This window comes from Blautia stercoris, assembly GCF_054657695.1.
Map to the genome: position 1 here is coordinate 1,232,981 of NZ_BAAHYF010000002.1, position 15,986 is coordinate 1,248,966.

At 37.8% G+C, this 15,986-nt stretch carries 12 protein-coding genes and 1 riboswitch; of the genes, 11 read left to right on the forward strand and 1 reads right to left on the reverse strand.

Annotated features, from left to right (window positions below):
• The first annotated feature begins 1 nt into the window (after position 1).
• The 4 genes from ACYQ2D_RS15490 to ACYQ2D_RS15505 all read left to right on the forward strand — a co-directional run bounded on the left by ACYQ2D_RS15490 (position 2) and on the right by ACYQ2D_RS15505 (position 4,580).
• Positions 2–1,909, forward strand: a complete 1,908-nt coding sequence (locus ACYQ2D_RS15490; protein ID WP_459786069.1) for an alpha-amylase family glycosyl hydrolase — start codon at positions 2–4, stop codon at positions 1,907–1,909.
• On the forward strand, positions 1,909–2,463 hold the full coding sequence (locus ACYQ2D_RS15495) for a DUF5662 family protein (protein ID WP_459786070.1): 555 nt from the start codon (positions 1,909–1,911) through the stop codon (positions 2,461–2,463). Before ACYQ2D_RS15490 ends, ACYQ2D_RS15495 begins: the two co-directional genes overlap by 1 nt.
• A gap of 62 nt (positions 2,464–2,525) precedes the next feature.
• On the forward strand, positions 2,526–3,497 hold the full coding sequence (locus ACYQ2D_RS15500) for an ABC-2 transporter permease (RefSeq protein WP_117457618.1): 972 nt from the start codon (positions 2,526–2,528) through the stop codon (positions 3,495–3,497).
• Positions 3,498–3,617: 120 nt separating this feature from the next.
• Positions 3,618–4,580: a beta-ketoacyl-ACP synthase III gene (locus ACYQ2D_RS15505; RefSeq protein WP_459786072.1), complete on the forward strand. Its 963-nt coding sequence runs from the start codon at positions 3,618–3,620 to the stop codon at positions 4,578–4,580.
• A 267-nt stretch (positions 4,581–4,847) separates the two neighbouring features.
• Here the strand turns inward: ACYQ2D_RS15505 and ACYQ2D_RS15510 are convergent, their stop codons facing one another.
• Complete coding sequence (locus ACYQ2D_RS15510; RefSeq protein ID WP_459786074.1) at positions 4,848–5,447, reverse strand: cytidylate kinase-like family protein; 600 nt, start codon at positions 5,445–5,447, stop codon at positions 4,848–4,850.
• A 248-nt stretch (positions 5,448–5,695) separates the two neighbouring features.
• Positions 5,696–5,865, forward strand: a riboswitch (Lysine riboswitch).
• 160 nt (positions 5,866–6,025) lie between these two features.
• On the opposite strand from ACYQ2D_RS15510, the gene ACYQ2D_RS15515 reads away from it, so the two are divergent.
• From ACYQ2D_RS15515 to ACYQ2D_RS15545, 7 genes are all read left to right on the forward strand, one after another.
• A complete protein-coding gene (locus ACYQ2D_RS15515) occupies positions 6,026–7,645 on the forward strand; it encodes a Na+/H+ antiporter NhaC family protein (RefSeq protein WP_118701532.1) in 1,620 nt (539 codons plus the stop codon).
• Positions 7,646–7,877: 232 nt separating this feature from the next.
• Positions 7,878–8,597 (forward strand): FadR/GntR family transcriptional regulator, encoded by a 720-nt coding sequence (locus ACYQ2D_RS15520; protein ID WP_459786076.1) that lies wholly within the window; start codon positions 7,878–7,880, stop codon positions 8,595–8,597.
• Positions 8,598–8,749: 152 nt separating this feature from the next.
• Positions 8,750–9,880, forward strand: coding sequence for an Ldh family oxidoreductase (locus ACYQ2D_RS15525; RefSeq protein WP_187559214.1), 1,131 nt, complete (start codon positions 8,750–8,752; stop codon positions 9,878–9,880).
• A 31-nt stretch (positions 9,881–9,911) separates the two neighbouring features.
• The gene (locus ACYQ2D_RS15530) at positions 9,912–11,087 is read left to right on the forward strand and encodes an NAD(P)-dependent malic enzyme (protein ID WP_459786078.1); all 1,176 of its coding nucleotides are present in this window, start codon (positions 9,912–9,914) and stop codon (positions 11,085–11,087) included.
• Positions 11,088–11,313: 226 nt separating this feature from the next.
• Complete coding sequence (locus tag ACYQ2D_RS15535) at positions 11,314–12,612, forward strand: substrate-binding domain-containing protein (protein WP_459786079.1); 1,299 nt, start codon at positions 11,314–11,316, stop codon at positions 12,610–12,612.
• A 90-nt stretch (positions 12,613–12,702) separates the two neighbouring features.
• Positions 12,703–14,211 carry a sugar ABC transporter ATP-binding protein gene (locus ACYQ2D_RS15540; protein WP_459786081.1) on the forward strand — a complete coding sequence of 503 codons (1,509 nt, stop codon included), beginning with the start codon at positions 12,703–12,705 and terminating at the stop codon, positions 14,209–14,211.
• Positions 14,212–14,232: 21 nt separating this feature from the next.
• Positions 14,233–15,882 (forward strand): ABC transporter permease subunit, encoded by a 1,650-nt coding sequence (locus ACYQ2D_RS15545; protein WP_459786082.1) that lies wholly within the window; start codon positions 14,233–14,235, stop codon positions 15,880–15,882.
• The last annotated feature ends 104 nt before the right edge of the window (positions 15,883–15,986 follow it).

The following is a 15,986-nucleotide window of genomic DNA, read 5'->3' on the forward strand; positions in this document are numbered from 1 at the left end:
CTTGTCCAGAGAATGTGTGAGTGAGACGGAAAATAAACTGCAGTGGAGAGCCGTTTATCCGGAAAGTCCGGGTGTCGTAAAAACAAGAAAAGGATATGTGTTTACAGCATGTATAGAAGCAGAGAAAGAAGTAAGTCTGCTTTTCTATAAAAAAGGGGAAAGCAGACCAGAGATAGCTGTTCCACTTTCAAAAGAAAAAAGTTTTGGAGACTATCGGGCAGTTATGATATCCGGAATTTCAATGGATGAGTATGAGTATAACTATTGTGTGGATGGGGAAGTGCAGCAGGATTTTTATGCACATTCTTTAAGCGGAGTGAGTTCTTTTGGGAAAGAATATCCAAAAGAAGAACATGCAGTAAGATGTCGGTATCAAAAAGAAAATTATCACTGGAAAAAAGAAAAATTTTCTCCGATTTTACTCTCAGACAGTATTTTGTATAAATTACAGGTTCGTTCTTTTACAAAAGATAAGGATTCCGGAGTAAGGGAGAAAGGAACATTTCGTGGAGTAGAGCAGAAAATCGCTTATTTAAAAAAACTGGGAATTACAGGTGTGCTTTTCATGCCGGCTTACGAGTATCGGGAATGTTCAAAAGAAGTAAAAGAACCAGAACGCTTTGGAGAAAGAAAAAAACAGGTACGGGTAAATTGTTGGGGCTATACCGGAGAAGCAAATTATTTTGCACCAAAGGCCTCTTTTTGCAGTACCGATTATCCATATCAGGAATTTTGTAAGATGGTGGATTCGCTTCATGGTGCAGGAATTGAGTGCCTGATGGAGTTTTATTTTGATGGAAGTGTCGGTTCTTCACAGATACTTGATATTTTGCATTATTGGATGAAAACGTATCATATTGATGGATTTCATCTGATGGGAAAGGGCGTATTGCCGGAAGTTTTGGTAAAAGATAAATGGCTTTCACAGAGTAAATTATTTTTTTCTGATATTAATGCAGAGCAGATTTATCAAAAACAGATTCCGTCTTTTCGGCATATTGCAGAGTACAATGATGGATTTTTATATTGTATGCGTCATCTTTTAAAAAGTGATGAGGGAATGATAGAAGAATTTCTTTATCGAAATAAAAGAAATTACAAAAACAGTGGTGTGATTAATTATATGGCAGACCAGGACGGTCTTACAATGATGGATATGGTCTCTTATGATGAACGTCATAATGAGGCAAATGGAGAAAATGGCAGGGATGGAATTGAGTATAACTGCAGTTGGAACTGTGGGGCAGAAGGGTACAGCAGAAAAAAAAGTATTCGCCGGCTTCGCATGGGACAGTTGAAAAACGCTTTTCTTATGTTGTTGTTAAGTCAGGGAACACCGCTTATTTTTCAGGGTGATGAGTTTGGAAACTCACAGGGCGGAAACAATAATGCATGGTGTCAGGATAATGAAACAGGATGGGTGAACTGGAAAAAACTGCGTCAGAATAAAGAACTGTTTGAATTTGTAAAAGAAGCGGTTTCCATTCGAAAAATGCATTCGATTTTGCATCTGGAAAGCGAATTAAAAGGGGCAGATTATAAAGCTGTGGGATATCCGGATATTTCTTATCATAGTAATCAGCCGTGGTATTATTCCGGAAGTCCGCAGTACCGTCACATAGGAATTCTATACTGTGAAGATTATGCCGGATGTGAAAAAGAGCTGCTCTTTGCAGCCTATAATTTTCACTGGAATGAACATGAATTTGGACTGCCAAGTCTTTCAGAAAAAATGTCATGGGAACAGATTCTGACAAGTGGTGAAGACGCAGAGATTGAAACGGAAATTTTAAAAGAAGAAAAGACAGAAAAAAATAAAAAGAAAAAAGAAATTCAAAGGAAGAAAGTAACAATAAAGGTTGGACCAAGAACCGTAGTAATTTTAAAAGGAAAGCAGGATGAGAATTAATGCATATCTGGGGACATTTTAAAACAATTACAAAACATAAACTGATGGTTATGAAATATTGCTTTAAAATAGGACTATATCGGCAGGGGATGCTCCATGATTTGTCAAAGTATTCATGGACAGAATTTTCAGCAGGATGTAAATATTATCAGGGAAACCGTAGTCCAAACAATGCGGAGAGAGAAGCAACAGGGCTTTCAACAGCGTGGATTCATCACTATGGAAGAAATAAACATCATTTTGAACATTGGGTAGATTATGGGATTGATTGTGATACCATTATAAAAGGAGTGCCGATGCCGAGGAATTATATAGCAGAGATGGTGATGGACAGGATTTGTGCTTCGAGAGTGTATCATCCGGAATCTTATACTGACCATGCGCCTTTAGAATATTTTTTGAAAAGCAAGGGCAAATTGTGGTTTGTGCATGAGGATACAAACCGTGATTTGGAATTTTTATTACGAATGTTGGCAGAAAAAGGTGAAAAAGAAACATTATGTTACATTCGTAATTCATATCTTAAAGGAAAAGAAATAAAAAATTCACATTAATGAACTTAAGAAGTTAAAATATGTGTGTTAAGGTAGGTAGGTGCGAGAGGTGGTAGAAAGAAATGAATATAACACAGATATTAAACATGGTAGTTTCAGAATATGGGAATATAACACAGAAATATATGACGGGGATTTTACTGGCAGGAATGATATTTGCACTGCTAAACTGTTTTATGGGATACAGGCTTAGAAAAGTATGGGGAACTCTTTTAGGTCTGGCAATCGGAGCGGTAGCCGGAGGTGCGGCAGCATGGTATTATCTTGGAGGAAAACAGAGTTATATTTTAATTGCAGGAGCATTGGCAGCGCTGTTTCTTGGGATGATAGCCTGGTGCTTTTATAAAGCAGGTATTTTTATTCTTTGTACCGGATTGATTTACTGGCTGACTTCTTCTTTTATCTCAGGAGAAGATGTGACAAGCCGGATTATCTGTCTGGCAGTCGGAATTGTAGTAGCGACGATGGCATTAGGATATGAGAGACATGTAGTGATTGTAATTACCGGTCTGTGTGGCGGAATTGGAGCGGTAAAATGCCTGTTTGAGCTTTCTAAAATGCAGGAAAATGCAGCGGTCTGGCTTTTAGGACTGATTCTTGGAATATTTGGTATTGTAATACAGGCAGGACCTTATCTGCGCAAACAAAGTCGAGAAAGAGGTTTTTCGTCAGACAGATTTTCAGATAGAAGAAAAAGAAGCCCAAGAAGTTTTTCACTTCCGACACTTCCATCCCTGCCATCAAGAAAGAAAAAAAAGAAAAAAACGGTTTATCAGACTAACAATAAAGTAGTAACAAAGCAGGATAATAAGACTGCGAATAAGAAAAAAGGAAATCCAAACCGGAAAGGAATTTCCAAGGAAGAGGATTCTTATAGAAGAAACCGGAATCAGAGAGAGGACGAGCCAAAAGAGCAGGAACAGAAAAACAGTTATTCCAATTATGAGCCTCACTCAGTTGTAGATTTAGATGATTTAAATCGTGAACTCTCACAGGAAATCAGGAAAATTTATGAGCCAAGAGAGAAGAAATAAAAAAAGTGAATAAGACTGCGTAAGAGAAGAGGTTGTTTGTGTTGACAAATAACCTCTTTCTTTGTATACTTGCTATATATTGTTTGATTATCAAAATATTTGAAAATAGAGGTAAATAAAATGACAGCCAGAATTATAGGAACAGGAAGTGCAGTTCCAGAGCAGATTGTAACAAATGAAGATTTATCTAAGATAGTAGAAACCAGTGACGAATGGATTAGCAGTCGTTCAGGAATCAAAGAGAGAAGGGTTGCAAAAGAAGAAACCACAACGAGTCTTGCAATTTTAGCAGGAAAAAGAGCATTAGAAAATGCAGGCATCGCTTCGGAAGAAATTGAAGTTATTATTGTGGCAACGTGTACACCGGATTATTTTTTCCCGAATACAGCGTGTCAGGTGCAGGAGGCAATCGGTGCAAAACATGCTGTGGCATTTGATTTAAGTGCAGCCTGCTCAGGATTTCTGTTTGCTTTAAGTACCGTGCAGGCGTATATAAAAGGTGGAATCTATCAAAAAGCGTTGATTATCGGAGCAGAAACGATGTCAAAAATGATAGACTGGAGTGATAGAAGTACCTGTGTGTTATTTGGGGATGGAGCAGGAGCAGCGGTTGTCAGTGCAGAAGAGACAGGGGTGTTAGAACTGGTTCAGAAATCAGATGGGACAGGAAAAGGAGTCTTAAGCTGTAAGGCAAGAGAAACCAGAAATTTGCTGAATCATGAATCAGAAACAAAAGAGTACCTGTATATGGAAGGGCAACCGGTTTTTAAATTTGCAGTAAAGACGGTGCCGGAGTGTGTGGAAGAAGTTCTGAAAAAAGCAGAAGTAAAAAAAGAAGAAATCCGTTATTATATCCTGCATCAGGCAAACAGCAGAATTATTCAGTCTGTTGCAAAACGTTTAAAAGAGCCGGAAGAGAAGTTTCCAATGAATTTATCCTTGTATGGAAATACATCTGCAGCAAGTATTCCGATTCTGCTTGATGAAATGAACCGAAATGGGATGCTAAATCGAGGAGATAAACTGGTGCTTTCCGGATTTGGTGCAGGGCTTACCTGGGGAGCAGTACTCTTAGAGTGGTAAAAATTTAAGGCTGCTTTACAAAAATAAAATAACTAAAATTAAAAATAAATAATGTGGTAAAAAATCATAAAGGAAAAATAAGTGTAAAAGCACAGGAGAAGGGAATTTTATTTACGGTAAAAATTCCTGTCAGAGAGATTTCTTCTGCCTCAAAGAGAGGATTTTTGTAAGGATAATGCTTTTAGGGAGTGCCAGTCTGACTGACACTCCTTTTTAATTTAAGAAGTTCGGTTACTTATAGTTCGGTTATTAGCCCACGGAGATTAATTATTTTAGATACAAAGCCTCTAAGATATCTAAGATGGCTGTTTCTGAAAATTTACTGCTGTCGATGCATAAATCATAATGATTCATATCCATCCATTTGCGGTCTGTAAAATATTCATAGTAATAACGGCGCTCTTTATCCATTTTTTTGACAAGTCGTTTGGCACTGGTTTCGTTGCGGTCGAGCCGACGGATTACAGTTTGAACCCGGTAGTCAAATGGAGCATAGATAAAGACACGGTGGCAGTTTTTCTTTTCCTGAAGCACATAATCTGCACAGCGTCCAACAATGATACAGTCTTCCTTTTCGGCAAGATCACGGATAACAGTCGACTGTGCATCAAACAATACGTCGTTCATAGGACGAAAATGATACTGCGGTTCCATCTGCATTGCTTCTTTTAGAGGAAGATGCCATTGATTTGCGCGTTTTTCATCTACTTTTTCTAATTCTTTTGCCGGAATATTACATTCCTGACTGACCAGTTCGATTAATTCTTTGTCATAAAAAGGAATGTTTAGACGTTCTGAAAGTGCTTTTCCAATCAGACGTCCATTACTGCCATAAGTACGGTTAATTGTAATTACCTGTTTTGACATAAAAATCCCTCCTTAAATGCATATAAAATATTTCAAAATTTTTTCATAATACATAAAAATATAGAATGAATCCGAATTTTGTTTATACTATTTTAACATAATTTTGAGATTTATACAATATAATTTGTGTAAAACGCATATCGAAAAGTTTTTGTCGAAAAGTGTTGGATTTTGCTTTGTAAGATGGTATAGTATAACTGTTAAAGAAAAAAGATTTCTGGCATAAGCCGGATAAAAAGATAAAAAGAGGAAAAGATAGAGGTGCGGGCTTCAAGAGTATTTTTTACCAGATGGTGAGTGACAGGTAAACAAGAAAGGGGAGACTGCCGAAGGGATGGATTTGCACTCAAAAATACAATCTCTGGGATAATGGATAAGATGCATTATACTGTCACGAATGTGGAGAGCTATCTCAGGGTTATTTTGAATAAAAACCATGAATGGGTTCTTTGCGAAGAAAAACCGTTCATGGTTTTTCTTTTGTTTTAATCTTCGACTTGAATGTTACAAAGTCCGGTCAATAAAGAAATCAAATGTACTCTTATGGAGTATATTCCAAAAGAAAGAGAGGGAAATTTATGAAAAACGTAAGAAGAAAACTGCTTACAGGAGGGATGGCAGTTCTCATGCTGACCTTTTTCTGTGCGGTGACAGTTTTTGCCGCAGATGGAGAGGCGGCAGAATACGTGCCAAAAATGTATGCTACTTTTTGGGCACTGGTGCCTCCGATTGTAGCGATTGTGTTAGCATTGATTACAAAAGAAGTGTATAGTTCCTTATTTGTTGGAATTTTAGTGGGAGCGTTGTTTTATTCAAACTTTAGTTTTGAAGGAACCGTTGTCCATATGATTCAGGAAGGATTTATTTCTGTTATATCGGATTCTTATAATGTGGGAATCTTAATCTTTCTTGTTATTTTAGGTGCGGTTGTATGTCTGATGAATAAAGCAGGAGGTTCTGCTGCTTTTGGCAGATGGGCAGGCAGAAAAATCAAGAGTCGTATCGGAACACAGCTTGTAACCATTTTACTTGGTGTTCTTATTTTTATCGATGATTATTTTAACTGTCTTACTGTAGGAAGTGTTATGCGTCCGGTAACAGATAAACAAAATATTTCACGTGCAAAATTAGCATATTTGATTGATGCAACTGCAGCTCCGGTCTGCATTATTGCTCCGATTTCATCCTGGGCAGCGGCAGTCAGTGGGTTTGTTGAGGGCGAAGATGGACTTACGATTTTTGTAAAAGCGATTCCGTATAATTTTTATGCATTGTTAACGCTGGTTATGATGGTTGGAATGGTTTTATTAAAAGCTGAATTTGGTCCAATGAGAACACATGAGCACAATGCAATCAATGGTGATATTTATACTACATCAGCTCGTCCTTATGCAACAGCGGAAAATGAGACCGTAACACAGAGAGGAAAAGTAATAGATTTGGTATTTCCAATCTTAAGTCTTGTTGTCTGCTGTGTATTGGGTATGATTTATACAGGCGGATTTTTCTCCGGCGTGGATTTTGTAACTGCCTTTTCACAGAGTGATGCTTCTGTCGGGCTGGTAATCGGAAGTATGTTTGGTATTTTAATTACTATTATCTTTTATGTGGCACGTCGAATTCTTCCATTCCGTGAATGTATGGGATGTATTCCGGAAGGATTTAAAGCGATGGTACCGGCAATTATGATTTTATCATTTGCCTGGACTTTAAAAGCAATGACAGACAGTCTTGGTGCAGCGGAGTTTGTGGATACTGTGATGCAGGGCTGTGCCGGAAGTTTTATGAAATTTTTACCGGCAATCATCTTTTTAGTAGGAGCAGGACTTGCCTTTGCGACAGGAACATCCTGGGGTACTTTTGGAATTTTGATTCCGATTGTTGTACATGTATTTGAGAATTCAAATCCACAGCTTATGATTATTTCCATTTCAGCATGTATGGCAGGAGCAGTTTGTGGAGACCATTGCTCTCCGATTTCAGATACAACAATTATGGCATCTGCCGGAGCACAGTGTGACCATGTGAATCATGTTTCTACTCAGCTGCCATATGCTCTTACCGTTGCGGCAATCAGCTGTGTAACCTATGTGGTAGCAGGATTCACACAAAATGCATGGATATCACTGGCATTTGGTGTCATTGTTACACTTGTGATTCTTGAAGTAATCAGAAGAAAACATAAAGCAATTATTTAACCGAATCAAGTAAGTCCCCTGCTTCAATTGCGAAAAGCAATAAGCAGTGGGTGGGGACTTGCTTGTATCAGGAGGAGTCCCCTACCTTTGAATCAAACAAAAGTAGGGGAGAAATTTTCTTCGTAGGCTTTTCTTTCTGATGTAAAATTCAGCTTGTTACTTAAAATGAAAAGACGTATAATGAAAAAAGGGATGAAAAAGAAAAGCATTATTTTTTAGGAAGGAAAGAAATATGTTCAGGCAGATTAATAAGGAAAATGCGTTTGATGAAATTTTAAATCAGATTATCGAGAATATCAGAGCAGGCAGATTAAAAAAAGGAGATGCACTCCCGGCAGAACGTGCAATGGCAGAAGCAATGGGAGTTTCAAGACCGGTTATAAGAGAAGTGCTTCGGTCTTTAAGTCTTCTTGGAATTATAAAAACGGTTCATGGAGGGGCAAATTATATTTCAGAAGATTTGGAAAATTGTATGATTGGTCCGCTTTCAATTTTATTACAGTTAAATAACAGCAGTGTTCAGCAGAATCAGCAGCTTCGTTCAGCACTTGAAATCCAATGTGCAAAATTGGCTGCCAGAAATTGTTCTCCGATTGATGCGGCGGAATTAAAATTGATTTTAGCAAAACTTGAGGTAGAACAAGATGAACAGATAAGAGGAGATTTGGACAGAGATTTACATATAAAGATCGGGAAAATGGCAAATAATCCAATGTTATTTAATGTAATGAGTGCAGCTTCCCAGCTGACAGAAAATATTATTACAGGAATTCGTGCTTATATTATGCAGAAACAAATGTCAGTTACAGAAATTGATGAACAGCATAAGAGACTGGTAGACGCAATTATTGCCCATGATGAAGAATCAGCAGTGCGTTATATGCAGGAACATATGATAAATATAGAAAAGTATATTGAAGAACGTGCAGAAATGATGCAGAAGAATCAATGAGAATATCGAAAGAAAAAAGGGGAAAACTTCTAAAAAAAGTTTTCTTCTTTTTTTATGGAAAAAAGGTTGAAAAAAGAAAAGAATGGTGGTATACTTTATTTAAAAATTGGCAATACCAATATATAATACGGAATACCAAAGGAGGAGCAACAATGGGATATGTAAAATGGAGTTATTCAGTACTGGAACATTTTTGCCATGATGTGTTTCGTGCATTTGGATTTGATGAAACACAGAGCAAAGAGATAGAGGATGTGCTTTTGACCGCTGATTTATTTGGAATCGAGAGTCACGGTATGCAGAGGATGGTACGTTATCATAAAGGAATCGAAAAAGGAACCATTCATCCTCTTGCGAAACCGGAAGTTGTATTTGAGACACCGGTTTCAGCTGTGATTGACGGGCATAATGGAATGGGGCAGCTGATTTCCATTTATGCAATGAAAAAAGCAATTGAAAAAGCAAAAACATCCGGAATCGGAATGGTTAGTGTAAGAAATTCCAATCATTTTGGAATTGCCGGTTATTATGCAAAGATGGCGAGTGATGAAGGACTTCTTGGTATGGCATGCACGAATTCAGAGGCAATTATGGTTCCGACATTTGGTAAAAAAGCAATGCTTGGTTCCAATCCGATTGCAGTGGCAATGCCGGCAGAACCGTATCCGTTTTTATTTGATTGTTCTACAACGGTTGTGACCCGTGGAAAACTGGAAATGTATAATAAAATGGAAAAACCACTTCCGGAAGGCTGGGCACTTGATAAAGACGGAAAAGAAAGCACAGATGCACCGGATGTACTCTCAAATATTGTGGCAAAACGAGGCGGAGGAATCATGCCGCTTGGTGGAAATAAAGAAGTAAATGGAAGCCACAAAGGGTATGGATACGGAATGTTATGTGAATTATTTAGTTCCATTTTATCACAGGGTGTCACTTCTGATAAATGTTGCACTTTTAAAGATAAAACAGGTATCTGCCATGGATTTATCGCAGTAAACCCGGCAATTTTTGGAAATCCGGAGGAAATTAAGAGACATTTTTCTGAATACTTAGAAGCATTAAGAGAAAGTCCAAAAGCAGATGGAGCAGAACGAATCTATACACACGGAGAAAAAGAAGTGCTGGCGAAAAAAGACCGTCTGGAAAATGGAATTCAGGTCAACGATAATACAATGGCAGAGCTTGCAAATCTCTGTGAATACTTAAAATTGGATTTTAATAGTTATTTTAAAGGTTATCAGTTACAAAAAGACAGTAAATTCTTTGAAGGAAATTATTAAAAAATAATTAGAGAAAGAGAGAAAAACGAAAATGGATTATGCAAAAGAATCATTAAGATTACACAAAGAATGGAAAGGAAAAATTCAGGTTGTAGCAAATGTTCCGGTTGAAACAAAAGATGATTTGTCATTAGCTTACACACCGGGAGTTGCCCAGCCATGTCTGGAAATTCAAAAAGATATTGAAAAGTCTTATGAACTGACAAGAAGATGGAATATGTGTCTGGTTGTTACAGATGGTTCAGCTGTATTAGGTTTAGGAGATATTGGACCGGAAGCCGGAATGCCGGTTATGGAGGGAAAATGCGTATTATTCAAAGCGTTTGGTGATGTCGATGCATTTCCTCTTTGCATTAAATCAAAAGACGTGGATGAAATTGTTAATACCATCTATATGATTTCCGGTTCATTTGGCGGAGTCAACCTGGAAGATATCTCGGCTCCAAGATGTTTTGAAATCGAAAGAAAATTAAAAGAAAAATGTGATATCCCGATCTTCCATGATGATCAGCACGGAACAGCAGTGATTACACTGGCTGGTTTAAATAATGCAATGAAGCTTGTGAAAAAAGAAAAATCACAGGTAAAAATTGTAATGAATGGTGCAGGCGCAGCAGCAATTTCGATTGCAAAATTATTATTAAAAGCGGGATATAAAAATATTACTTTATGCGATCGCCATGGTGCAATCTATGAAGGCAGAGCAGATGGCATGAATCCAGTCAAAAATGAAATGAGCAAAATTACAAATCTGGAGAAAAAAGCGGGTTCTCTTGCGGAAACTTTAGAGGGTGCGGATGTATTTATCGGAGTATCGGCACCGAAGATGGTGACAAAAGAAATGGTAGAGAGCATGGCTAAAGATGCAGTCATTTTTGCTTGTGCAAATCCGGTACCGGAAATTTATCCGGATGAAGCAAAAGAAGGAGGTGCAAAGGTTGTTGCAACCGGACGAAGTGATTTCCCGAATCAGATTAATAATGTACTTGCCTTCCCTGGAATTTTCAGAGGAGCATTTGATGTAAGAGCAAAAGATATCAACGATGAAATGAAGATTGCAGCAGCAAATGCCTTGGCAGATCTGATTACAGATGAAGAATTAAGTCCGGATTATATCATTCCAAAAGCATTTGATAAACGAGTTGGTCCGGCAGTAGCAAAAGCAGTAGCAGAAGCAGCCAGAAAAACAGGGGTAGCAAGATTATAACAAAAAATAAGAATGAGTTTGTATATCGTCAGTCATAATTGTGGCTGGCGATATTTTTTTGTAAGAAACTGCCTCGGTATAAGATGAAAAATAGTCAAAATAACGAAGATTATCCTAAAAATTTTAATGAAGACCAAAAAATATTCTATAGTTTATTTGAGATAAAAACGATATACTGTCAACATAAACAAAGCACTTGAGCAAAAATGAAAAGGAGAAAAAAATTATGAAAAGAAAATTAGCGTTATTGGCAATGGCAAGCGTACTTGCTCTTTCAACTGTAGCATGTGGTTCAGGAGATTCCGGTGACAGTGCAAAGAAAGATGAGGCAAAAACAGAATCCGGCTCTGAGGCAAGCTCAGATGTAGCAAACAAAGATAAACCTTTAGTATGGTTCAACCGTCAGCCATCTAACAGTTCTACTGGTGAACTTGATACAGCTGCATTAAACTTCAACAAAGATACTTATTATGTAGGATTTGATGCAAACCAGGGTGCAGAACTCCAGGGAACAATGGTAAAAGAATATATCGAGAAAAACATTGATAAAATCGATCGTAACGGAGATGGCGTAATCGGTTATGTTCTGGCAATCGGAGATATCGGACATAATGACTCAATCGCCCGTACAAGAGGTGTGCGTAAAGCGCTTGGAACAGCAGTGGAAAAAGATGGCGAAGCAGATAGTGCTCCGGTTGGAACAAATACAGATGGCAGCGCAACAGCGGTACAGGATGGAAAAATTGAAGTAAACGGAAAAGAGTACATCGTACGTGAGTTAGCTTCTCAGGAAATGAAAAACTCCGCAGGTGCAACCTGGGATGCTGCAACAGCAGGTAACGCAATCGGTACATGGTCTTCTTCTTTTGGTAAAGACATCGACGTAGTTGTTTCAAATAATGATGGTATGGGAATGTCTATGTTCAATGCATGGTCAAAAGATAATAAAGTTCCTACATTCGGATACGATGCAAACAGCGATGCAGTTGCGGCAATCGGAGAAGGATACGGCGGAACAATCAGCCAGCATGCAGACGTACAGGCTTATTTAACACTTCGTGTACTGCGTAATGCATTAGACGGTGTTGATATTGATACAGGTATCGGAACCGCAGACGATGCAGGAAACGTATTAAGTGATGATGTATATACATATAAAGAAGATGAACGTTCTTACTATGCATTAAATGTAGCAGTTACAGAAGACAACTATACAGACTTTACAGACTCTACAGTTGTTTGGGAACCGGTATCTAAGCAGTTAGATGAATCTGCACATCCATCTAAAAAAGTATGGTTAAACATTTATAACTCTGGTGATAACTTCTTAGGTTCTACTTATCAGCCACTGCTTCAGAAATATGACGATCTCTTAAATCTGGATATCGAATATATTGCCGGTGATGGACAGACTGAATCTAATATCACAAACCGTTTAGGAAACCCAAGTCAGTATGATGCATTTGCAATCAACATGGTAAAAACAGATAACGCAGCTTCCTATACTGCAATTTTAAATCAGTAATTTGTAAAAAAGGGAATGAAAACAAGTAAGTTTTAGGGGGGAGCAATTCCCCCTAAAACTTCGCTAACGAATGTTTACAGGAGTGAGAATATGACAGATAAGAAAGAAGAAAACGTCTTATCGATTCGTGGAATGAGTAAATCCTTTGGCCGAAATCGAGTTCTGGATCACATCAATCTGGATGTAAAACGAGGAACTGTAATGGGGCTTATGGGAGAAAACGGTGCCGGTAAGTCAACAATGATGAAATGTCTTTTTGGTACGTATCAGAAAGATGAGGGAAGTATTTTTCTTGATGGAAAAGAGGTAAGTTTTTCCGGACCGAAAGATGCCCTTGAAAATGGAATTGCAATGGTTCATCAGGAGTTGAATCAGTGTTTGGAAAGAAATGTCGTAGATAATTTATTCCTTGGTCGCTATCCGGTCAATTCGATGGGAATAATTGATGAAAGCCGGATGAAAAGAGAGGCATCTGAACTTTTCAGAAAGCTTGGAATGACTGTTAACTTAGACCAGCCGATGAAAAATATGTCGGTATCTGAGCGACAGATGTGTGAAATTGCAAAAGCAATTTCTTATAATGCGAAAGTAATCGTACTGGATGAACCAACTTCATCCTTGATGGTACAAGAAGTTAATAAATTATTTGAAATGATGCGAATGTTAAAATCACAGGGAATTTCTTTGATTTACATTTCGCATAAAATGGATGAGATTTTTGAGATCTGTGATGAAATCTCAGTACTTCGAGATGGAAATCTGGTTATGACAAAAAGCTCAAAAGAGACAAATATGAATGAATTGATTGCTGCGATGGTAGGACGTGTACTGGAAAATCGTTTCCCACCGGTAGACAATATTCCAAAAGATGTTGTGTTATCCATTCAGCATTTGTCAACGAAGTTTGAGCCACATCTTGATGATATTACATTTGATGTAAGAGAAGGAGAAATCTTTGGGTTGTACGGACTTGTGGGGGCAGGACGTACGGAACTATTAGAGACAATTTTTGGTGTAAGGACAAGAGCAGCGGGGCGTGTCTATTTAAACCACCAGTTGATGAATTTCAATAGTGCAAAAGAAGCAATGGATCATGGTTTTGCCATGATTACGGAAGAACGTAAGGCAAACGGTCTGTTTTTAAAAGGAGACCTTACGTTTAATACAACGATTGCTAACTTAAATGCATATAAAAATGGAGCAGCGCTTTCTGATGCAAAGATGGTCAGAGCGACATCAAAAGAGATTAAGACCATGCATACAAAATGTATGGGACCGGACGATATGATTTCAAGTCTTTCCGGTGGAAATCAGCAGAAAGTTATCTTTGGAAAATGGCTGGAGAGAAATCCAAAAGTATTTATGATGGATGAGCCGACACGAGGAATTGATGTTGGTGCAAAATATGAGATTTATGAGCTGATTATTAACATGGCAAAACAGGGCAAAACCATTATCGTAGTGTCTTCAGAGATGCCTGAAATTCTTGGAATTACAAACAGAATCGGCGTAATGTCAAATGGACGTCTTTCTGGAATAGTAAATACGAAAGAAACAAATCAGGAAGAACTTTTAAGACTGAGTGCGAAGTACCTGTAAATTAAAGGGAGATTGATAGATATGGCAAATAGTAAAATTCTTACACCGGAAGATAAGATGAAACTTCGTCAGCCAATTGACGAATATGTTGGTAAAATTCAAAAGCAGATTGATGTACTTAGAAAAGATGGTACCGCAAAGGTATTAGAGTACCAGAATATCATTGACGGAATCAAAAGAGATCGTACTCTTACAAAAGGAGAACGTGAAAACCGAATTTCACAGTGTCAGGTAGAACTTGAAAAAGCAAAAGCAGTTGAAAGTAAAAATAAAGATGAAATTTCAAAATTAATTGCAGATGCAGAAAATTATTTAAAAGCTCACTTTGATAAAGAGTATTATACACCGATAAAAGAAAGCTGTGCCGCAGAAAAAGTACAGGCCAAGGAACGTTATAAAGAAAGACTTGCAGAATTAGAGAGACAGCACAAAGAAATTCTTTCCGGATTAAAAGAGCAAAAAGAAATTAAAGATGAAAATTACGTTTATAAAAACCGTTTAGCGAATGCAAAATTAGAGTTACAGAAAGAATATCAGGGAATCAAAGATGAAAGACATGAAGCATTTAATCATAAATATCATTTAATTGATATGCTTCGTCTGTCAAAGTTCACTTTCTTAGAGACAAGAGAGCAGAAATGGGAAAACTACAAATATAAATTTAATACCCGTTCGTTCTTTTTACAGAATGGATTGTACATTGCAATTATCTTGGTATTCGTTGCACTTTGTATTATTACTCCGATTAAAAAAGGAACTCCGCTGTTAACTTATAACAATGTATTAAATATTTTACAGCAGGCATCTCCTAGAATGTTCTTGGCACTTGGTGTTGCAGGTCTGATCTTACTTACCGGTACAGACTTGTCAATCGGACGTATGGTTGGTATGGGTATGACTGCAGCAACCATCATTATGCATCAGGGCATAAATACCGGTACTGTATTTGGACATGTGTTTGACTTTACAGGAATGTCTGTTGGAGGCAGAGTATTCCTCGCATTAGTTGTGTGTGTATTCTTATGTACTTTGTTTACCACAATCGCAGGCTTTTTTACGGCGAAATTTAAAATGCATCCGTTCATCTCAACGATGGCAAACATGCTTGTAATCTTTGGTTTAGTTACTTATTCAACAAAGGGTGTATCCTTTGGTGCGATTGAAGCATCGATTCCGGGAATGATCATTCCAAAAGTAAATGGTTTCCCAACTATTATTCTTTGGGCCGTTGCAGCAGTTGCAATTGTATGGTTTATCTGGAATAAAACCACATTTGGAAAGAATCTTTTCGCAGTAGGTGGAAATCCGGAAGCCGCAGCAGTCTCTGGTATCTCAGTATTTGGTGTAATGCTTGGTGCTTTCATCATGGCAGGTATTCTTTATGGATTTGGTGCCTGGCTGGAATGTGCAAGAATGGTTGGTTCCGGTTCCGCAGCATATGGACAGGGATGGGAAATGGATGCCATCGCAGCCTGTGTTGTAGGTGGTGTATCCTTTACCGGTGGTATTGGTAAAATTTCAGGCGTTGTGACCGGTGTATTTATCTTTACAGCACTGACCTACTCTCTTACCATTCTTGGTATTGATACAAATCTTCAGTTCGTATTCTCAGGTATCATTATTCTTGTAGCGGTAACATTGGACTGCTTAAAATACGTACAGAAAAAATAATAAAAAATCAAGGCAAAAGGAAGAGTCCTGCAAAAAAAATGCAGGATTCTTTTTTGGCATAAAATCATGTATAATAAAAAGAAAATTAAAAAGAAAAAAACGGA